Annotated in this window: 17 protein-coding genes; 12 read left to right on the top strand and 5 right to left on the bottom strand. The window is 68.1% G+C overall.

What is annotated here, in order from left to right:
• Positions 1-118: 118 nt before the first annotated feature.
• The 9 genes from BOQ54_RS07620 (at position 119) to BOQ54_RS07580 (ending at position 10,642) form a co-directional block, all read left to right on the top strand.
• The gene (locus BOQ54_RS07620) at positions 119-1,804 is read left to right on the top strand and encodes an acyl-CoA dehydrogenase family protein (RefSeq protein WP_071923637.1); all 1,686 of its coding nucleotides are present in this window, start codon (positions 119-121) and stop codon (positions 1,802-1,804) included.
• A gap of 130 nt (positions 1,805-1,934) precedes the next feature.
• A complete protein-coding gene (rnr, locus tag BOQ54_RS07615; RefSeq protein ID WP_071923636.1) occupies positions 1,935-4,271 on the top strand; it encodes a ribonuclease R in 2,337 nt (778 codons plus the stop codon).
• On the top strand, positions 4,271-4,690 hold the full coding sequence (locus tag BOQ54_RS07610) for a DUF983 domain-containing protein (RefSeq protein WP_083585926.1): 420 nt from the start codon (positions 4,271-4,273) through the stop codon (positions 4,688-4,690). Before rnr ends, BOQ54_RS07610 begins: the two co-directional genes overlap by 1 nt.
• A gap of 25 nt (positions 4,691-4,715) precedes the next feature.
• Positions 4,716-5,447, top strand: coding sequence for an NUDIX hydrolase (locus BOQ54_RS07605; protein ID WP_071924432.1), 732 nt, complete (start codon positions 4,716-4,718; stop codon positions 5,445-5,447).
• Positions 5,448-5,451: 4 nt separating this feature from the next.
• Positions 5,452-5,796, top strand: a complete 345-nt coding sequence (locus BOQ54_RS07600) for an MmcQ/YjbR family DNA-binding protein (protein WP_063185879.1) — start codon at positions 5,452-5,454, stop codon at positions 5,794-5,796.
• Positions 5,797-6,106: 310 nt separating this feature from the next.
• Positions 6,107-6,490 (top strand): DNA-directed RNA polymerase subunit omega, encoded by a 384-nt coding sequence (gene rpoZ, locus BOQ54_RS07595; protein WP_055460021.1) that lies wholly within the window; start codon positions 6,107-6,109, stop codon positions 6,488-6,490.
• A gap of 170 nt (positions 6,491-6,660) precedes the next feature.
• The gene (locus BOQ54_RS07590; protein ID WP_055460022.1) at positions 6,661-8,868 is read left to right on the top strand and encodes a RelA/SpoT family protein; all 2,208 of its coding nucleotides are present in this window, start codon (positions 6,661-6,663) and stop codon (positions 8,866-8,868) included.
• Positions 8,869-9,345: 477 nt separating this feature from the next.
• Complete coding sequence (locus BOQ54_RS07585; protein WP_055460023.1) at positions 9,346-9,996, top strand: NYN domain-containing protein; 651 nt, start codon at positions 9,346-9,348, stop codon at positions 9,994-9,996.
• Positions 9,974-10,642, top strand: a complete 669-nt coding sequence (locus BOQ54_RS07580) for a uracil-DNA glycosylase (RefSeq protein ID WP_055460024.1) — start codon at positions 9,974-9,976, stop codon at positions 10,640-10,642. Before BOQ54_RS07585 ends, BOQ54_RS07580 begins: the two co-directional genes overlap by 23 nt.
• A gap of 6 nt (positions 10,643-10,648) precedes the next feature.
• On the opposite strand, the gene BOQ54_RS07575 is transcribed toward BOQ54_RS07580, so the two are convergent.
• The gene (locus tag BOQ54_RS07575; protein WP_063185877.1) at positions 10,649-11,503 is read right to left on the bottom strand and encodes a LysR substrate-binding domain-containing protein; all 855 of its coding nucleotides are present in this window, start codon (positions 11,501-11,503) and stop codon (positions 10,649-10,651) included.
• 101 nt (positions 11,504-11,604) lie between these two features.
• On the opposite strand from BOQ54_RS07575, the gene BOQ54_RS07570 reads away from it, so the two are divergent.
• A complete protein-coding gene (locus BOQ54_RS07570) occupies positions 11,605-12,600 on the top strand; it encodes a bile acid:sodium symporter family protein (protein WP_055460092.1) in 996 nt (331 codons plus the stop codon).
• Positions 12,601-12,609: 9 nt separating this feature from the next.
• Here BOQ54_RS07570 and BOQ54_RS07565 read toward each other — a convergent pair whose 3' ends face one another.
• Genes BOQ54_RS07565 through dapA form a run of 3 tightly spaced genes read right to left on the bottom strand, consistent with a single transcriptional unit; the run spans position 12,610 to position 14,453 of the window.
• The gene (locus BOQ54_RS07565) at positions 12,610-12,993 is read right to left on the bottom strand and encodes a VOC family protein (protein WP_055460026.1); all 384 of its coding nucleotides are present in this window, start codon (positions 12,991-12,993) and stop codon (positions 12,610-12,612) included.
• 28 nt (positions 12,994-13,021) lie between these two features.
• Entirely contained in the window at positions 13,022-13,510 is a 489-nt protein-coding gene (gene smpB, locus BOQ54_RS07560) for an SsrA-binding protein SmpB (protein ID WP_055460027.1), read from the bottom strand.
• A 49-nt stretch (positions 13,511-13,559) separates the two neighbouring features.
• Complete coding sequence (gene dapA, locus BOQ54_RS07555; protein ID WP_071923634.1) at positions 13,560-14,453, bottom strand: 4-hydroxy-tetrahydrodipicolinate synthase; 894 nt, start codon at positions 14,451-14,453, stop codon at positions 13,560-13,562.
• A gap of 218 nt (positions 14,454-14,671) precedes the next feature.
• Here dapA and BOQ54_RS07550 point away from each other — a divergent pair, with 218 nt between their 5' ends.
• Both BOQ54_RS07550 and BOQ54_RS07545 read left to right on the top strand, forming a co-directional pair.
• The gene (locus tag BOQ54_RS07550; protein ID WP_071923633.1) at positions 14,672-16,765 is read left to right on the top strand and encodes a lytic transglycosylase domain-containing protein; all 2,094 of its coding nucleotides are present in this window, start codon (positions 14,672-14,674) and stop codon (positions 16,763-16,765) included.
• Positions 16,766-16,829: 64 nt separating this feature from the next.
• Entirely contained in the window at positions 16,830-17,720 is an 891-nt protein-coding gene (locus BOQ54_RS07545) for an alpha/beta fold hydrolase (protein ID WP_071923632.1), read from the top strand.
• 486 nt (positions 17,721-18,206) lie between these two features.
• On the opposite strand, the gene BOQ54_RS07540 is transcribed toward BOQ54_RS07545, so the two are convergent.
• Positions 18,207-19,607 (bottom strand): porin, encoded by a 1,401-nt coding sequence (locus BOQ54_RS07540; protein ID WP_071923631.1) that lies wholly within the window; start codon positions 19,605-19,607, stop codon positions 18,207-18,209.
• Positions 19,608-20,342: the final 735 nt, after the last annotated feature.

The following is a 20,342-nucleotide window of genomic DNA, read 5'->3' as shown; positions in this document are numbered from 1 at the left end:
GCTTGCATTGTTTGCCAATGATGCCATGCCTCGATGGTGAGAGTTGCAAGTGGTCCGATTCGCTTGCGCATGGCGCGATCTTGTGGCGCGATCTTGCCGCCCGATCTCGAGGAAGAACGTGACCGATACGGCCTCCACGCATGATGTCTTCAACCAGACGCCCCCCTTCACCGACGTCAACCTGGCCGCGCTCGACCAGGCGCTTCTCGACGCGCTGAAGAGCGCCGGCGTCGACGCCATCGGCAATGGGCTCCTGTCCTTCGGCGAAAGCTGCGGCACGGCCGAGCGGCTGGACCTCGGCCGCCTCGCCAACGAGAACCCGCCGCGCCTGCGCACCCACGACGCCCAAGGCCGGCGCATCGACACCATCGAGTTCCACCCGGCCTATCACGCGCTGATGGAGGCCGGTGTCGAGGCAGGCCTGCACGCCTCGACCTGGGACGCGGGCAGCAACGGCCGTGCCCATCCGTCGATGAACGGCTCCTCGCACATCGGCTCTGCTGCCGGCTCCCATGTCGCCCGCGCCGCGCGGCTCTTCATCACGGCGCAGGTGGAGAGCGGCCACGTCTGCCCCCTCACCATGACGCACGCGTCGCTCGCCGCGATCGGGGCCTCGCCGGAGCGGCTGCGCGACTGGCTGCCCATGGTCCGCTCGCGCCACTACGACCCGCGCTTCGTCCCCTTCTGGGAGAAGCGCGGCGTCACCGTCGGCATGGGCATGACGGAGAAGCAGGGCGGCACGGACGTCAGGGCCAACACCACTCGCGCGGTGCCTGCAAGCGGCGACGAGTACGAGATCACCGGGCACAAGTGGTTCATGTCGGCGCCGATGTGCGACGCCTTCCTGGTGCTGGCACAGGCGCCGGGCGGCCTCACCTGCTTTCTTCTGCCGCGCTTCCGGCCGGATGGCAATGTCAATGCGCTCCACCTGCAGCGGCTCAAGGACAAGCTCGGCAATCGCTCCAACGCCTCCTCGGAGGCGGAGTTCCACAAGGCCTTCGCCTGGCGCATCGGCGAGGAGGGCAAGGGTGTGCGCACCATCATCGAGATGGTGCAACTGACCCGGCTCGACTGCGTCGTCGCCTCGGCCGGCCTGATGCGCATGGGCCTCGCGCTCGCCATGCACCACGCCCGCCACCGCTCGGTCATGCAGCGCAAGCTCGTCGACCAGCCGGTGATGGCGGCCGTCCTCGCCGACCTTGCCCTCGAAAGCGAGGCGACGACGGCGCTCGCCCTGCGCCTCGCCGCGAGCTTCGAGCATGCCGCCGAGAACCCGCGCGAGGCGGCCCGGGCGCGCATCCTGACGCCGGCGGCGAAATTCCTCGTGTGCAAGGCGGCGCCGGCCTTCCTCTACGAGACGATGGAATGCCTCGGCGGCAATGGCTATGTCGAGGAAAGCCCGATGCCCCGCCTCTACCGCGAGGCGCCGGTCAACGCCATCTGGGAGGGTTCCGGCAACGTCATGGCGCTCGACGTGCTGCGTGCCGCCGAGCGCGACGCCGAGGCGATGGCCTCCGTGCTCGTCACCCTTGGCGAGGATGTCGCTGACCTGCCGGGCGCCCGGCACGCACTGGCAGATGTCGAGGCGATGCTCGCCGGCAGCGAGCGGGAGCCGAACGCGCGCCGCATCGCCGAGACGCTGGCGCTCGTGGCCGCTGCGGGGGCGCTTGCGTGTTCCGCGCCGTCGCCGATTGCCGAGGCCTTCGCCCGCACACGCCTCGCCACGCCGCGACGCGGCTTCGGCGCCAACGACCTCGCCGACTCGGGCGGCCTACTGCTCGGCCGGGCGCTGCCGCTGCTGTGAGGCCGGGTGGCCTTCCGTCACGGCTCATGCGAGAACAGACCCGACGACCGATTGGACAAGAACCTTGGCCCGACGCCTGAAGCCCCCGAAAGCCGCCCACCACCACAGCCCCGTCCGCGGCGATGCGCACATGCCGACGAAGGAGGCCATCGCCGCCTTCATCGCCGAATCGCCCGGCAAGGTCGGCAAGCGCGAGATCGCGCGCGCCTTCGGCATCGGCGGCGGCGAGCGCATCTGGCTGAAGCGCATGCTGCGCGAACTGGAGGACGAGGGCGTCATCGACCGGCGGCGCAAGGTGCTGCACAAGGCCGGGCGCCTGCCGCCCGTCGTGCTCGCCGACATCACCGGCCGCGACACCGACGGCGAGCTCGTTGCCGAGCCGGCGGAGTGGAGCACGGAGGAAGACGGCAAGGCGCCGCGCATCATCATTGCTCCGTCCCGTCGGCAGCGCGCCGGGGAGCCGGCGCCAGGCGTCGGCGACCGCGCGCTCATCCGCGTCGAGCCGGCCGGGGAAGAAGGCCCGCAGGTCTATACCGGGCGCATCATCAAGCTCATCGCCAGGATCAAGGCCCAGGTGCTCGGCGTCTATCGGGCCAACCGCGAGCGTGGTGGCGGCTATCTCGTGCCCGTCGACAAGAAGTCGCTCGGGCGGGAGATCATCATCCCAGCCGGCGCCGAGGGCGAGGCGGAGGACGGCGATCTCGTCAGCGTCTCCGTGGCGCGCGGCACGCGCCTCGGCCCGCCACAGGCCAAGGTGCGCGAGCGTCTCGGCTCCCTCAAGTCCGAGCGCGCCATCAGCCTCGTCGCCATCCACGCCCATGGCATCCCGCACGTGTTCCCACCGGCGGTGCTGCGCGAGGCGGAGGCGGCGAAGCCCGCGACGCTTGCGGGACGCGAGGACTGGCGCGCGCTGCCGCTCGTCACCATCGATCCCGCCGACGCCAAGGACCACGACGACGCCGTCCATGCCGAGCCGGACGAGGACCCGGACAATCCGGGCGGCCATGTCCTCCGCGTCGCCATCGCCGATGTCGCCGCCTATGTGACGCCGGGCTCGGCGCTCGACCGGGAGGCGCTGGAGCGCGGCAACTCGGTCTATTTCCCCGACCGGGTCGTGCCCATGCTGCCCGAGCGCATCTCGAACGACCTGTGCTCGCTGCGCCCGGGCGAGGATCGGCCGGCGCTCGCCGTGCGCATCGTCATCGACGCGAGCGGCCGCAAGAAGCGCCACAGCTTCCACCGCGTGCTCATGCGCTCGGCCGCCAAGCTCGCCTATCCGCAGGCGCAGAAGGCCATCGACGGCAGGCCGGACGAGGTGACCGACACACTCGTCGAGCCCGTTCTGAGACCGCTGTGGGCCGCCTATCACGCGCTCGCCCGCGCCCGCGACGCACGCGAGCCGCTGGCGCTCGACCTGCCGGAGCGCAAGCTCCTCCTCAAGGAGGATGGCACGGTCGACCACGTGCTCATTCCCGAGCGGCTCGACGCGCACCGGCTGATCGAGGAATTCATGATCCTCGCCAATGTCTGCGCCGCCGAGACCCTTGAGAAGAGCGACCTCCCCTTCACCTACCGCGTTCACGACGAGCCCTCGCTCGAGAAAATGCGCGTCCTCGGCGAGGTGCTTGCCTCCATCGGCCTCAAGCTGCCGAAGGGTGGCGCGCTGCACCCCTCCCTCTTCAACCGCATCCTCGCCTCGGTGGACAAGACGCCGCACCGGGCCTTCATCAACGAGATCGTGCTGCGCTCGCAGGCGCAGGCCGAATATTCGACGGACAATTACGGCCACTTCGGCCTGGCGCTGCGCCGCTACGCCCACTTCACCTCGCCCATCCGCCGCTATGCCGATCTCGTCGTGCACCGCTCCCTCATCCGCCACCTGAAGCTCGGCGATGGCGGCCTGCCCGCCTCGACGACGCGGGAGGAGATGGCGGAGGTCGCGGCGCGCATCTCGGCGGCGGAGCGGCGCGCCATGGCGGCCGAGCGCGAGACCATCGACCGGCTCATCGCCCACTACATGGCCGACCACGTCGGCGCGACCTTCGAGGGGCAGATTGCGGGCGTGACCGGCGCCGGGCTCTTCGTGAAGCTCGACCACACCGGCGCCGACGGATTCATCCCGGCAGCGACGCTGGGTGCCGACTATTTCCGCTTCGACGAGCGGCAGCACGCTCTCGTCGGCTCGCGCTCGGGCGAGGTCTTCCGCCTCGGCGACCGGGTGACGGTGCGCCTCGTCGAAGCCGCGCCCGTGGCCGGCGCCCTGCGCTTCGAGATGCTCAGCGACGGCAAGGCCGGCGCGCGACAGAGCGCCCAGTTGCGCGCGCGCAGCCGCAATGCCAAATCCTTCCGGCCCGGCAAGAGCGCCAAGGCGGCCGAGCGGACAGCCGCTCGCAAGGCGGCCCGGCAGAAAGGCGCGCGCAACAAGCGGGCGGAACAGGATACGACATGGCCCCGACGGGACGATTGATGAATGCCTTCGAGGAGCGGCGCGACTGGCAGGGCGCGATCAAGCGCGGCCTTGCCTGCCGCTGCCCGGCCTGCGGCCGCGGCCGCCTGTTCTCGGGCTTCCTCAAGGTCAGGCCGCAGTGCGAGGCCTGCGGCGAGGACCTGTCGCACCACCGGTCCGACGACCTGCCGCCCTATATCGTCATCACCATCGTCGGCCACGTCGTCGTGGGCGCCAACCTCGCCATCGAGAGCGCGGCCGAGTGGCCGCTGTGGACGCACATGGTGCTGTGGCCCCTGCTCGCTCTCGGCCTGTGCCTTGCGCTGCTGCAGCCGGTGAAGGGCGGGGTCGTCGGCTACCAGTGGGCGCTGCGCATGCACGGCTTCGGCGACAATGCCGATGAGGAAGCGCCGCTGCGCATGAGCGGCCATGAAGGATAACGCCGTGAGTGACCACGCCCGGCACCTGACGACGACCGAACTCCTGACGAACGCGCCGCGGGAGCGGCGCTGGGACAACCAGAGGCCGCGGGATGCGGCGACGCTCATCATCATCGACCGGCGCAGCCGCACACCGAAGGTGCTGATGGGTCGGCGACACCAGGGCCACAAGTTCATGCCCGGCAAGTTCGTCTTCCCGGGCGGTAGCATCGAGGCCGGTGACCGGACGATGCCGGTGGCCGGCATGCTCAACCCGGCGTCCGAGATGCGCCTCGTCTCCCGCGTCACGCGCCCCAGCCTCGTGCGCGCCCGGGCGCTTGCACTCGCCGCGGTGCGAGAGACCTTCGAGGAGACCGGGCTCATCATCGGCTCACGCGAGTACGGGCCACCGGAGAGCGCGCCGGAAGGGCCGTGGCGCGCCTTCCTGGAACACGGAATCTTTCCCGATCTGGAGGCGCTGCAGTTCGTCGCCCGCGCCATCACGCCGCCGCGCCGGCCCAAGCGCTTCGACACGCGCTTCTTCGCCGTGGACGCGACCGCCATCGCCGCCACCGTTCCGGACATCGTCGGGCCGCAGTCGGAACTGACGGAACTCGCCTGGGTGTCGCTACGCGATGCCAAGCGCCTCGACCTGCCCACGATCACGCACGTGATCATCGAGGAACTGGAGGCACGCATCGCCGGCGGCTTCGCGCCGGAGCTGCCCGTGCCGTTTTATTACGAACGCCGCGGACGCTTCGTGCGCGAGGAGCTGTGACGGCGTGACCGGCGAACCGCTCGACCTGCTGCGCCGCATCTGCCTTGCGCTGCCGGAGACCGAGGAGCGGCAGACCTGGGGTGATCCGACCTTTCGTATCCGCAACAAGATCTTCGCCATGGCGAAGAGCGGCGAAAGCCGTCTGTCCCTGTGGTGCAAGGCGCCGCCCGGCAGCCAGATGGTGCTCGTCGGCGCCGATTCCGCGCGCTTCTTCGTGCCGCCTTATGTCGGCCACAAGGGCTGGATCGGGGTGCGACTCGACGACGGAACCGACTGGGCGGAGGTCGAGGCCATCGTGCGCCGCAGCTACCGCATGACGGCGCCGAAACGGCTCGCGGCGGGAGTGTGAGGGATCAAGCGGCAGTCGGCAGTCGAAGGGGATGGCAGACCGCGGCAGCCGGAAGCAACCTCGTTTCCCGGACGCATGCAGCGAAGCGGAATGCGACCCGGGAACCAGCGCGAGAATCCGCCGCAGGCGCTGCTTGATAGGCCCCGGCTCAGCACCGCATCATTTCATGCTGCGGTGCGTCCGGGGCACGAGCGTGTGCCCAGGCCCTTCCGCCGCCCGCCGCGTCTTGCCGCCCCTTGCGCTCGCGGGCCCGCGGGTGTAGGTAGCGCGTTCGATCCGTAACATTTTGTCGCTTGAGAGGGAGCCCAGCATGGCTCGCGTTACCGTCGAGGATTGCATCGACAAGGTCGACAACCGCTTCGACCTCGTGCTCCTCGCTGGCCATCGTGCCCGCATGATCTCCGCCGGCGCTCCGCTGACAGTCGACCGCGACCGTGACAAGAACCCGGTGGTGGCCCTGCGCGAGATCGCGGACGAGACCGTCTCGCCGGAAGATCTGAAGGAAGACCTCATCCATTCGATGCAGCGCTATGTCGAGGTCGACGAGCCGGAGGCGGATGCCGTGCCGCTGATCGGCACGCCGTCGTCGAGTGGCGACGACAGCGACGTGCAGTTCGATCGCATGAGCGAGGAAGACCTGCTGCGCGGTCTCGAGGGTCTCGTGCCGCCAGCCGACAGCAACGACGACGACTGACCGGCACGCTGTGACAACAGCGGCTGGCTGGAAAGCCCGGCATCCAGCCGGGCTTTTTTCGTTGGCGGACGCATGCTGCGGCGCCGGAGGCGCGGCGCCAGCCCTTGCGCGGCCGGCCTATCTTCATGATATTTTTTGAAAAATCGAGAACTTATCCCGGTCACCGGCCCATGATGCGGCAGTACGAGCTCGTCGAGCGTGTGAAGCGTTATCATCCGGATGCGGACGAGGCCCTGCTCGACCGGGCCTATGTCTATGCCATGCGGGCGCACGGCCAGCAGAAGCGCGCTTCGGGCGATCTGTTCTTCTCCCATCCCCTCGAGGTTGCGGCCATCCTGACGGACCTGAGGCTCGACGATTCAACCATCGTCGCCGCCGTGCTGCACGACACGATCGAGGATACAGACGCCACGCGCGAAGAGATCGACCATATGTTCGGTCAGGAGATCGGCGCGCTGGTGGAGGGGCTCACCAAGATCAAGAAGCTCGACTTCGTGTCGAAGAAGGCCAAGCAGGGCGAGAACTTCCGCAAGCTCCTGCTGGCTATCGCCGCAGACGTGCGCGTGCTGCTCGTCAAGCTGGCTGACCGACTGCACAACATGCGTACCCTGCATTACGTCGCCCCCGAGAAGCGTCTGCGCGTCGCCGAGGAGACGCTGGAGATCTATGCGCCGCTCGCCGGGCGCATGGGCATCCAGGAGATGCGCGACGAACTGGAGGATCTCTCCTTCCGCTATCTGAAGCCGGAAGCCTACGAGACGATCACGCGCCGGCTCGAGGAAGTGGCCCAGCGCAACGGCCCGCTGATCGATACCATCGAGAGGGATCTGGCAACCCGGCTCGCCGAGCGGGGCATCGCGGCGAAAGTCACGGGCCGGCGCAAGCGGCCCTATTCCATCTGGCGCAAGATGGAGCGCAAGTCCGTTGCCTTCGAGCAACTCTCGGACATCTTCGGCTTCCGCGTCCTCGTCGACAGCATCGATGACTGCTACAGGGCGCTCGGCGTGGTGCACACCACCTGGCCGATGGTACCCGGACGCTACAAGGACTACATCTCGACGCCGAAGCAGAACGACTACCGCTCCATCCACACGACGGTGATCGGGCCGGGGCACCAGCGCGTCGAACTGCAGATCCGCACCGCAGAGATGCACGAGATCGCCGAATACGGCATCGCGGCCCACGCGCTCTACAAGGACGGGCGTACCGGCGCCGGCGGCACGCTGATGAACGAAAGCCGAGCCTATCAGTGGCTGCGGCGCACCGTCGATCTCCTGGCCGAAGGCGACAGCCCTGAGGAATTCCTCGAACATACCAAGCTCGAACTCTTCCACGATCAGGTCTTCTGCTTCACGCCCAAGGGGCGGCTCATCGCCCTGCCTCGCGGCGCAACGCCCATCGACTTCGCCTATGCCGTGCATACGGACGTCGGCAATACGGCGGTCGGCGCGAAGATCAACGGCCGAATCGCGCCGCTCCTGTCGGAATTGCAGAACGGCGACGAGGTCGAGATCGTCCGCGCGGAGGGACAGGTGCCGCCGGCCGCCTGGGAATCGCTCGTCGTCACCGGCAAGGCACGCGCCGCCATCCGCCGCGCCACACGCAGCGCCGTGCGGCGGCAATATGCGGGCCTCGGCCGCCAGATCCTGGAGCGAGCCTTCGAGCGCGCCGGCAAGGCCTTCTCCGACGACAAGCTGAAGGCGGCGCTGCCACGGCTCGCGCGGCAATCGATCGACGACGTGCTCGCGGCGGTCGGACGCGGCGAGATGTTCTCGGGCGATGTGGTGCAGGCCATCTACCCGGAATACCGCGAGGACAGGAGGCCCAGCAGCGATAGCACCAACGGCGTCGGCTGGTTCGACATCAAGGGCGGCGACAACCTGCGCTTCAAGGTTCCCGGCACCGGCGGGGAGGAAGGCCCGAGTTGCGCCATCCCCATCCGCGGCCTCAACGGCGACCTGCCGGTGCGCTTTGCGCCGGAGGGCGGTGCCGTGCCGGGCGACCGCATCGTCGGCATCCTGACGCCGGGCGAGGGCATCACGATCTATCCCATCCAGTCGCCCTCCCTCGCCGCCTTCGAGGATGCGCCCGACCGCTGGCTCGACGTGCGCTGGGCGGTGGAAGACGGCAACCGGCAGCGCTTTCCGGCCCGGATCGCGCTCAACTCCATCAACGAACCGGGCACGCTCGCCACCGTGGCACAGGTGATCGCCGAGCACGACGGCAATATCGACAATGTCATCATGCGCCGCAGGACACCGGATTTCACCGATCTGACAATCGACGTGTCCGTCTGGGACCTGAAACACCTCAACGCCATCATCAGCGAACTTCGCGCAAAGCGGGTGGTGAGCAAGGTAACTCGCGTCACGGGCTGAAAATTCTGCATGCGGTGTGGCACGCAGCGCATGACAAGCCCCCGCAACTCGTCTAGTACAGATAGACAAGTTCAAATCTGCGGCTGACGGCTGGCCGGTTCCTCAGGGGAGTGTGCCCGAAGTTACCGGAAATCGCAGTAGCGGCGCTCGGCAGGAGTGAACGAGGATCTCCATAAAGCCTGCCCGCGCCGGCGAGCCGGACGCGACAAGGCAGGGCATTGTTACGGTGCGGCGCCGGAAAAGAGCCGCCCTTTGTTGACCAACAAGCGCGGAATGGTAGAAATAACAGAATAATATTTACGATGCCCTTACGTTTAATCACTCTACCTTGCCCAGAAATGCTGGATAAGCCGAATGGGGTCGCAGAAACTCCAAAGGCGTCGATCCTTCCATCACGCGCCGCGGACGCACGAATCGAGACGTAGAACAGAAACGCCAGCGCCCCATCAGAAACCAAAAGACCCCCGAGTACAATCCATGAGCAGCAAGCAGCGTATCGCACTATTTATCGACGGCGCCAATCTTTACGCAACAACAAAGACACTTGGATTTGACATAGACTACAAACGGCTCTTGAAGGAATTTCAGGACCGGGGGCGTTTGGTTAGAGCTTTCTATTATACAGCAATGATCGAGGACCAGGAGTATTCCTCGATTCGGCCGCTGATCGACTGGCTGGATTACAACGGCTACCGTGTGGTGACAAAACCGACGAAGGAGTTCGTGGATTCCTCCGGTCGCCGCAAGGTCAAGGGCAACATGGACATCGAGCTCGCCATCGATGCGCTCGAGCTTGCGCCCTTTATCGACGAGATGGTGCTATTCTCCGGTGATGGCGACTTCCGCTCGCTCGTCGAGGCTATGCAGCGGCGCGGCGTGCGCGTGTCGGTGGTTTCCACCATCTCGACCCAGCCGCCGATGATCGCGGATGAGCTGCGCCGCCAGGCCGACGAGTTCATCGAGATCATGCAGCTCGAGCCGCGCATCGGCCGCGACCCGGCCGAGCGTATGCAGCGCATGCAGCACGGCGGCTTCGAGGACAGCCCGCGCGGTCGCGGCCTCGAGCGGCGCTATGGCATCCGCCAGACGCCGCCGCCGGAGAGGGATGACGGCAGCAGCGAGGGCTGATACCTCTCCCGGCATGATCGAGCCTTCGTCCGACTGCCCGCAATGCCCCCGGCTCGTCGCCTTCCGCGACGAATGGCGCGCGCGTGAGCCGCTCTGGCACAATGCCCCCGTTCCCTCGTTCGGCGACATGGGTGCGCGCCTCCTCGTCGTGGGCCTTGCACCCGGCCTGCGGGGGGCCAACCGCACCGGCCGACCGTTCACCGGCGATTATGCGGGCGATCTCCTCTACGAGACGCTGTCGGACTTCGGCTTCTCGTCCGGCGTCTTCGCTGCGCGGCCGGACGACGGCCTGCAGCTCAAGGGAGCGCTGCTGACGAACGCCGTGCGCTGCGTGCCGCCGGAGAACAAGCCGACCGCCCCCGAGATCAAGACCTGCCGCAGCTATCTGGCGGCCACCATCGCCTCGTTGCCGGAACTCAGGGCGATCTTGGCGCTCGGCCGCATCGCCCACGAGAGCACGGTGCGCGCGCTCGGCGCCTCGCCCGGCAAAGTGCCCTTCGCGCATCAGGCGGCCCACGACATCGGCCGCGTCCGCCTCTTCGACAGCTATCACTGCTCGCGCTACAACACGAACACCGGCCGCCTCACGCGCGACATGTTCCGTGCCGTCTTCACCGACATGAAGGCCTATCTCGACGCCCGGTGAGGCGCCTCACATGGACAGGCGGGCGTTGCCGGCGAGGATGTCCGCCGCGAGTTCCCGTGCCGGCCCCGTGAACTCCCGGCCGGCAGCGGCAAGGACGAACTCCACTTCCTCCAGCCCCGGCAGATGACGCCCGGCGCGCAGCTCCACGAGCCCGGCGGGCAGCATGCTGCGCGGCTGCACCAGGACGCCGAGACCGGCCACGGCCGCCGCGCGCAGGCCGCTCAGACTACCGGAGGTGCAGACGATCCGCCACGGCACATTGGCCCGTTCCAGGGCCTCGATGGCCACCGCGCGCGTGATGCTGGGCGGCGGGAAGGCGATGAGCGGCACCGGCCGGTCCGGCACCACCAGGGCCGGATTGGCCGCGGCCCAGACCAGCGCCTCGCGGCGCACGAGCGTGCCCTGCTCCTGGCCGATGCGCCGCTTGGCGAGCACGAGGTCGAGATCGCCCGCCTGCAGCATCTCGTTGAGAATGCCGCTGAGCGCCACCGTGATTTCGAGATCGACGGAAGGATTGCGCCGGGCAAAATCGCCGAGCACCTCGGCGAGGCGCGACAGGACGAAATCCTCCGAGGCGCCGAAGCGCAGCTTGCCGCGCAGTTCCGCCCCCTCGAAATAGCGCTCGACACGGCGGTTCATCTCCAGGATGTTGCGCGCGAAGCCCAGCATCGCCTCACCATCCGGCGTCAGCGTCACGGAATGGGTATCGCGCGCGACGAGGCGCCGGCCGACTGCCTCCTCGAGCCTGCGCACGTGCTGGCTCACCGTGGACTGGCCGATGGCGAGAAGACGCCCGGCGCCGGTGAAGCTGCGCGCCTCGGCGACGGCCGCGAAGGTGCGCAGGAGCACGGGATCGTACATGGCTATCTCGTTTCGCGATGACTGATATCCACATCAACACAATTCCAAATAATCCAGCCGGAGGCTAGATGTGCCCCGAGGCTCTCAACCGAGGTGGCATCATGTTGCGGCTCCTGGCGGACAGGTTTCTTCTCGCGCTCCTTGGCATCGTCGCGCTGTCGAGCGTCCTGCCGGTGCGCGGGGCGCTGGTGGAGCCGTTTAGCATCGCCACCGACATTGCCATCGCGCTCGTCTTCTTCCTGCAGGGCGCCCGCCTGTCGCGGGCGACCGTTGTCGCTGGGTTCACGCACTGGCGGCTCCATCTCATGGTATTCGCGGCCACCTTCGTGCTCTTCCCGCTTCTCGGCCTGGCAGCCGGTCTCCTCGTGCCGACGCTGCTCAGCCCGGCGCTCTATGCGGGCATCCTTTTCCTGTGCGTCCTGCCGTCGACGATCCAGTCGTCGATCGCCTTCACCTCGATCGCGCACGGCAACGTCTCGGCGGCCGTCTGCTCGGCCTCCGCCTCCAACATCCTCGGCATGTTCCTAACGCCGCTGCTCGTCGGGCTGCTGTTCAGCGCGCGCGGCAGCGGGCCGTCGCTGGAGGCCGTCGGCAGCATCCTCGTCCAGCTGCTCCTGCCCTTCGTCGTCGGGCAGGTCCTGCAGCCCAGGATCGGCAAGTGGGTGATCGAGAACGGCCGCATCCTCGGCCTCGTCGACCGCGGCTCCATTCTGCTCGTCGTCTACATTGCCTTCAGCCACGCGGTGGTGGATGGGCTGTGGCACAAGCTCTCGGCGCTCGACCTTGCGGTCATGGTAGGGGTCGACGTGGTGCTCCTCGCCCTCGTGCTCGCCGTCACGACCGCGTCCGCGCGGCTCCTCGGCTTCAGCCGCGAGGACGAGATCACCATCGTCTTCTGCGGCTCCAAGAAGAGCCTCGCGAGCGGCGTGCCGATGGCGAAGGTCATCTTCGCCGGGCAGGACACGGGAACCATCCTGCTGCCGCTGATGCTCTTCCACCAGATCCAGCTGATGGCCTGCGCGGTGCTCGCGCGGCATTACGCCGACCGGCGGCTCAAGGAGATGGATGCGGAGGAGCCGCTGCCGGCACAGGCCTGACGGCGCGCCTCAGCCGTAGGCGATGAACTCGAGCAGCGAGCCGTCGGGGTCGCGGAAATAAACGCTGGTGCCGTGGCCGCGCGCGCCGAAGCGCTCCACCGGGCCGAGTTCGACAGGGACGTGATGGGCGGCGAGATGGGCAAGCGCCTCCTCGATCGTGCCGTGCCATTCGAAGCACAGGTCGCTGTTGCCCGGCATCACCGGCAGGCGCGCCCGCGGCTCGCCGAGCTGGCCGGGGCCGTGGCAATTGAGCTGCATGGCGCCGAAACGAAAGGCGAAGCCGTTGCGCACCGGCACCGCCTCGGCGCCGAGCACGTCGCAATAGAACTTGCGCGACGCCGACCAGTCGGACACGTGGATCACGCAATGGTCGAACGAGATATGCTTCGTCAAAGGCTCCTCCCCCGCCGCTGACCGGACCTCAGCCGCGCTCGCGCAGCACGCGCGCCTTCTCGCGCTCCCAGGTGCGCTGCTTCTCGGTCTCGCGCTTGTCGTGCAGCTTCTTGCCGCGGGCGAGGCCGAGCTCCACCTTGGCGCGGCCACGCTCGTTGAAATAGACGCGCAGCGGAATGACCGTGAAGCCCTCGCGTTGGGTGGCGCCGAGCAGCTTGTTGATCTGGCGTCGGTGCAGCAGCAGCCGGCGCGGGCGCCGCGTCTCGTGATTGAAACGGTTGGCCTGCAGATATTCCGGGATGTAGGCGTTGAACAGGAAGAACTCGTTGCCCGATGGCCCGGCATAGGCCTCGCCGATCGTAGCCTTGCCCTCGCGCAGCGACTTCACCTCCGTGCCCGTCAGCGCGATGCCGGCCTCGATGTTCTCGAGGATCTCGTAGTTGAACCGCGCCTTGCGGTTGTCCGCCACCACGCGCGGCCCGGGCGTCTTGCTGTTCTTCGCTGACACGTCACCCATCCCCGTTCGCCGCAGCGGCTCTCGCCGCCGCGGCGGACATGGTCATTTCTCAAGCGTTGATCAAGCCGGCGTGCACCATGGCGGCACGCATCTGGCGCCTCGTGGCTTCCGTCACCGGCACGAGCGGCAGTCGTGTCTCCTCGCTCATGCGGCCGAGGATGGACAGGCCATATTTCGCCGGCGACGGATTGGTCTCGACGAAGAGCGCCGTGTGCAACGGCATCAGCCGGTCCTGAATGGCGAGGGCCGTCTTGTAGTCGCCTCTGAGGCACGCCTCCTGGAATTCCGAGCACAGCTTCGGTGCGACATTCGCCGTCACCGAGATGCAGCCGTGGCCACCGTGCGCCATGAAGCCGAGCGCCGTCGCATCCTCTCCCGAGAGCTGGTTGAACTCCGGCCCCATCGCTTCGCGCTGCAGGCTGACGCGCGCCACATTGGCCGTCGCGTCCTTGACGCCGGTGATGTTCCTCAGCTCCGAGAGGCGCTTCATGGTGTCGACACTCATGTCGATCACCGACCGGCCGGGAATGTTGTAGATGAGGATCGGGATGCCGACGGCATCGTTGATCGCCTTGAAGTGCTGATAGAGCCCTTCCTGGGTTGGCTTGTTGTAGTAGGGCGTGACGACGAGCAGTCCGTCGGCGCCGGCGTCCTCCGCGTGACGCGCGAGGTCGATGGCCTCGGCCGTGTTGTTAGAGCCCGCCCCGGCGACGACGGGCACCCTGCCCCCCGCCTCCGCGATGCACCACGCCACCACCTGCTTGTGCTCGTCGTGCGTCAGCGTCGGGCTCTCGCCCGTCGTGCCTACAGGCACGAGGCCGTGCGTACCGTTCTCGATCTGCCACGCGACATGCCCGCGGAAGGCCGCCTCATCCAGTTTCCCGTCCCTGAACGGCGTCACGAGCGCGGTCAGTGAACCGGTGAAGAGGCGATGCGTCGTCATTACTGTCGCTCCAAAACGCAGCTGCGTTCGTTGTCCTTGCGGGAATGGCGCATGGTCGGACGGCCATACGTCTGCCGCAGTCATACCGCTCATTGAGATGGAGGCAAAGGGGCGCCATTCCGTTTCAGCGTCCGAACAACGTTAGCATTTCCTCAACGGAGGGCTGGGAAAATCCATACCTGCGTGATCGAGGCCGTCATCTTCGCGACGAGGGCGCGATGAAGCCGTTCACACGTTTTGTCGCCGCGAGCACGGCGCTCGGGCTCGTCGGCGCCGTCGTCCTCACTGCAGCCATGCAGCGGCCGAGCGGTGCGGCCGTGCTGCCGCCGCCGCGCCCGGAAAGCACGGCCACCTCCGTCTCCCTGCCTGCTCCCCCTGCCCGACCCGAGAACGAGGCGGCGCAAAGCCCCGCTCCTTCGCCGCTGCTGACGCTCGACGAGACCATCAAGCTCTATCGCGCCGGCCGCATCAGCGACGGCGATGCGCTGGCCCGCTCCCTCGAAACGCCAGCCGCGCGCTCGCTCGCCGAATGGGTGGCACTGCGCCACAATGCCAGCGCGGTGCCCTTCGAGCGGATCAACACCTTCCTCAACCGGCATCCCGGCTGGCCGGGCGAGGAGGGTCTGCAGAAGAGGGCGGAACAGGCCCTGCTCGAAGAGGCGAAGCCCGCCCGCGTCGTGCGCGGCTTCTTCGCGACCCGCGAGCCCGTAAGCCCCGAAGGGCAGATCGCCCTCGCCGAGATGCTGGCCGCCGAGGGCCACGACAGCGACGCCGCTGAGATCGCCCGGCGGGTCTGGCGCCGCGAGGCGATGAGCGACGCCCTGGAGAAGCGGATCAATGCCCGCTTCGGCTCCGAATTGCTGCGCTCCGACCACGAGCGGCGGCTCGAGCGCCTCTTGTTCGCCGAACGACTCGTCGAGGCCCTGCCCGAGGCCAAGGCGCTGGGCCCCGGTCACGAGGCACTGCTCAAGGCTTTCGGCGCCGCCATGAAGAACCCGGCGAGCGCCGGCAAGCTGCTCGACGCCGTGCCCGCCGCCCTGCGCAGCACGCCGGCCTATGTCTTCGCGCGGGCTCGCATGCTGCGCCGGCAGGACAAGCTTCACGAGGCGGCCGAGGCGCTTGAGGATGCCCCGCGCGTCGTCGCCGCGCTCGCCGACGGCGACAGCTGGGCGCTGGAGCGGCGCATTCTCGCCCGTGGCCTGCTCGATGCCGGGGATGCGCACACTGCCTATGCGGTAGCGCGCATCAACGAGGCCGAGAGCGAGACGGCAAAGATCGAGAATGCCTTCTTCGCCGGCTTCATCGCCCTGCGCTTCCTCAACGAGCCGGAGCGCGCGGCGGCGCATTTCGCCGAGGCGGCGCCCGCCGCCACCCTGCCCATCTCCGTCTCCCGCGTCGCCTACTGGCGCGCCCGCGCCGCCGAGGCGGCCGGGCGAGGCGAGGAGGCGCGGCGCTTCTACCAGGAGGCGGCGCGGCACGGCACCGCCTATTACGGCCAGCTGGCGCGACACAGGCTCGGTGCGGCCGAAGTGCCGGCACGGGCGGAGGCCCTGCCCGACCCCGCCGCCCGGGCCCGCGCGGAGGCCGAGCCGCTCGTTGGCGCCCTGCGCCTCGCCTATCGCCTCGGCGACGCGAGCCTCAGCGTGCCGCTGCTGGCCCAGGCCGCGCGCACGGCGCGCGATGCGGAGGCCTTCGCCCTTCTTGCGGAGCTCGCCGCCGAGGCAAACGACACGCGCGGACGCCTCCTCGTCGGCAAGCGGGCGCTCCATGCGGGGCACCTCCTCCACGCCGAGGCCTTCCCGACCGACGGGGTGCCGCCGGTGGACGACGCCGGCGCCGTCGAGCGCGCCATGGTGCTCGCCATCGCCCGGCAGGAGAGCGCATTCGAGCCAGGCGCCATCTCGCCCGCCGGCGCGCGCGGCCTGATGCAGCTCATGCCGGCGACGGCGCGCGAGACGGCGAAGCGCGCCGGCCTCGCCTTCGACCTCAACCGGCTGACGGCGGACCCTGCCTACAACGCCACGCTCGGCACCGCCCATCTCGGCGAGCTCGTCGGCTACTGGCGCGGCTCGTACATCCTGACCTTCGCCGCCTACAACGCCGGGCCCGGCAACGTGCGCCGCTGGATCGCGGCCTATGGCGACCCGCGCAGCCCGGGCGTCGACCCGGTGGACTGGGTGGAGCGCATCCCCTTTAACGAGACGCGCAACTACGTGCAGCGGGTGATGGAAAACCTGCAGGTCTACCGCGAGCGCGTGGACGGCCGCACGGCCCTCCTGATCGACGAGGACTTGCGCCGCGGCGCCAACTAGACCAGCTTGCGGGTAGCCGACCAAGCGCCGGCCCGATCCCCGCCGATCTTCACGGACTGCCGCCTTGCACGCCGGAACCGACCCCTACGAGAGCCGTTTCGTGACCGCGCGCGACGGCCTGCGCCTGCACGTGCGCGACTATATACCGACTGCCCCCGCCCGGGCCCTGCCCGTGGTCTGCCTGCCGGGGCTCGCCCGGACGGCGGCGGATTTCCATGCGCTTGCGCTCGACCTGGTCGCCGACGAAAAGCGCCCGCGCCGGGTGCTCGCGGTGGACTATCGCGGGCGTGGCGCCTCCGAGCGCGACCGCGACTGGCGCAACTACGACGTGCGCGTCGAGCTCGACGATCTCATGCAGGCGCTCGCCGCCCTCGGCGTGGAGCGCGCGATCTTCATCGGCACCTCGCGCGGCGGCCTCATCACCATGGCCCTGTCCGCCGCCCGCCCGGCGGCGATCGCCGCCGCCGTGCTCAACGACATCGGCCCGATCATCGAGGCGCGCGGCCTCATGCGCATCCGCGGCTATGTCGGCAAGCTGCCGAGCCCGCGCACCATCGAGGAGGCCGTCGACATCCTGCGGCGCCTGCAGGACGCGCAGTTCCCGGCCCTGAGCGATGCCGAATGGCGGGAGATGGCGGCGACGACCTGGCGCCAGGACGCAGACGGGCACCTTCTTCCGGACTACGACCCCGCGCTGCTCAAGACACTCGAGATGCTCGACCTCGAATCCAAGCTGCCGGAGCTGTGGCCCCTGTTCGGCGGCCTCGCCGACGTGCCCGTGCTCGCACTGCGCGGCGCCAATTCGGATATCCTGTCGCCCGACACGCTGGCACGCATGCGTGCTGCCCACGAGCGGCTGGAGGCCGTGGAAATCCCGGCCCAGGGCCACGCACCGCTGACGAGCCACAAGGACGTCAGGCGCCCCATCCTCTCCTTCATCCGCCATCTCGGCTGAGGCTGCCGGCGGGATCGGAAGAACGAAAGCCCTCGCGAATGTCCTGCGTGGACTTCGCCTTATCCCGGTGGTGAGGATCAGGGCCAGCGCTGCAGCCGCAGGCGCGTTTCGCGAATTCTTCCAAGCCGTTGAGAAAGACCAACGCCAGGTCGCCGTCGACGGCGCGCAGCTGGCAGACGATCAAGGCCGAGGTCGAAATTGAGACCGGCCACCACGTCTCTGCCGCCGCTACAGACCTCGAAATCCTGCTGCAGCGTCACTGCCGATTCGTCGAGCGACCTGTCGCGCCCAACAGGGATGGCTAGCGAGGGCGTCCAGTACTGGAGGGAGGCGGCGTCACGGCCCCACCTTTCGTCTTCAGTTGCCGCCGTTGACGATACCGCTTTGCCGACGACGCCCGCGCCGATGTCCGCGCCGCCCTCGGCACAAAAGAAAAACCCCGGCGCTGACGCGCCGGGGTCTCGATATCACCCTTGCGGGATGAGATCAGAAGTCGCGCTGGAAGCGAAGGCGAGCTTCCCACACGTCCACGTCGGCCTTGGACGAGCCGTTCGGGAAGATGAAGCGGCCCTTCGGGTCGAGCTTCTGGTAGAGCACCTCGACGCCGATGTCGAAGGCCTTGACCGGCGACCAGATCACGTTCGTGCCGACCGTCCAGATCTTGAAGTCGTTGATGGTCGCGAAACCACCAGGCGTCGAGTAGGCAGCGATGGCCGACCCGGAGTAGTCGACAGCCGTGTAGTTACCGAACACGGCCTGACGGATCGACGGCGTCCAGTAGTGCAGGAACGCAGCCGTCACACCCCAGCCCTTCGTGCGCTTGATGCTGCCGTTGAGCTCAACACCATCGACGGCCACACCATAAAGGGTGCCGAAGGTGGTCAGGTTGCCGAGGCCGAGGCGGCCGAGGGCGCCGTCAGCGTAAGCAGCCTGCAGCCACAGGGCGTCGCCGGCGGCGAGCATGGGCACGTTGAACTTCACGCCAGCCTGGATCGCGTAGCCGTATTCGGTGTCGATACGGCCGCCGAGCCGATCAAGCGCAGACGAGTTGAGCTGCTGCACGACACCCGACAGCTGAGCCGAACCCCAGCCCTGGTCGACGCGGAGGTTACCGACGATGCTCGGCATGCGCTGGCCGCCGAGAATGTTGTTGGTCCCACCGAGAACGTTGGCCGTGCTCGCAACGTTACGGACGACCGCGCTACGATCCTCAAGGGCGAGGGTCGCGGAGAAGCCGTTGCCGAAGGTCGCCGTGTAGGCAAGGGTGTTGACCGAGCCGTTATCCGAGCCCAGCGACGCCATGTAGCCCGAGCCGAAGTTGATGGCCGAGGCGTAGAAGTCGAAGAACGAGCTGATACGACCAGCCGTGATGCCAGCCCACTGGATGTAGGCCTTGTCGAGGGCGACGCTCGTCGTATCGGTACCCGGACCGAAGCCGTTGCGGCCGGCGCTCAGGTAGTTGCCGGTGTCGGCGGTCACGTCGACCTGAATAAAGGTGCGCAGCGTGCCCCACTCGGTGGCGGTACGGGCATCGACGTTGATACGGCCGCGAGCGCGGAAGCCGGTGGCGTCGGAACGACGGCCCGGGTTGTAGACAGGAGTGGTAACCGAAGTCACCGCACCACCGCCGGCAGGCGCCACGAGCGTGCTCGTCGTGCCCCAGCTGCCGGTCGGCTCGAGGTAGCGGTACTCAGCGCGGACACGACCACCGATCTTGATGCAGGTGTCCGAGCCCGGGATGTAGAAGAAGCCGGCGCCGTGCACCGAGCAAACACGAACGTACTCGACAGGCGCAGCCTTCCGCATGGGAAGATCGGCGGCCTGAGCCCCAGCGGCCGCGGCGAGGCCGGCAACCGATCCGAGGAGAAGGCTCTTGGCGAGCTTCATAGTGACCTCCAAAGTTTCGAGACCCTTCGGGAGCGGTTCTTTTTCCTCAGCCGGCGGAGCCGCCCCTCGGAAAGTCCCCTTTTCCCCCAACCTGTCGAGCCTGCCGTCATCCTCGGCATTGCGGCTGAGCATAGCGCCAGGCTCGAATCTGCGGCCGGGTCGCCCCCGAACGCAGAGCCAACATGTCCGACAGCCTCTTTTGGATCAACCTAAACGAGGGCCGGTTGTGGCGTTTTCGAGGCGCTGTTGCAGAAACGCCACTTTCCCGGGTGTCGCCGCGCAAGTCGTTCTGTTTACACATTTTTAACGATTGTCGCGACGCGCTCCAGGGCCCGACGGAGCCCTCCGATGCGCGCCGACGGCGGCCACGCACCTCCATTGCACTCGCCAATGCGGGCCCTGCCGCGCGCCCGGCGGAGGAAAATGGCATCGGGAATCACTTGATTGGGCCGATCCGGACTGGGTCGAATCCGTTCGCCTGCTGCGATGCCGGCTCGTATACGGCCCCAGCGCACTCCATCGTCCATCGACCAGGAAAGGCTACAGCCGATCATCGGCCGGGAGAGAGCCCCGACAGCGCCGGCTTCAGGCTGTCCGCCCTCCAGCGCCCCGACGGGCTCGCATGACACGTTGGACCCATCCGCCTGCGAGGCTTTGAAGAGACGCACCGCGCGAGCGCGTGCCATCCACGTCTTGAACGCACCGAGCCTTCAGGAGGTGGATGTCGCGACGGCC

The organism is Chelatococcus daeguensis, assembly GCF_001887265.1.
Lineage (GTDB): Bacteria > Pseudomonadota > Alphaproteobacteria > Rhizobiales > Beijerinckiaceae > Chelatococcus_A > Chelatococcus_A sambhunathii.
Note: the sequence above shows the minus strand (reverse complement) of the source record. Positions and strands in the feature narration are given on the sequence as shown.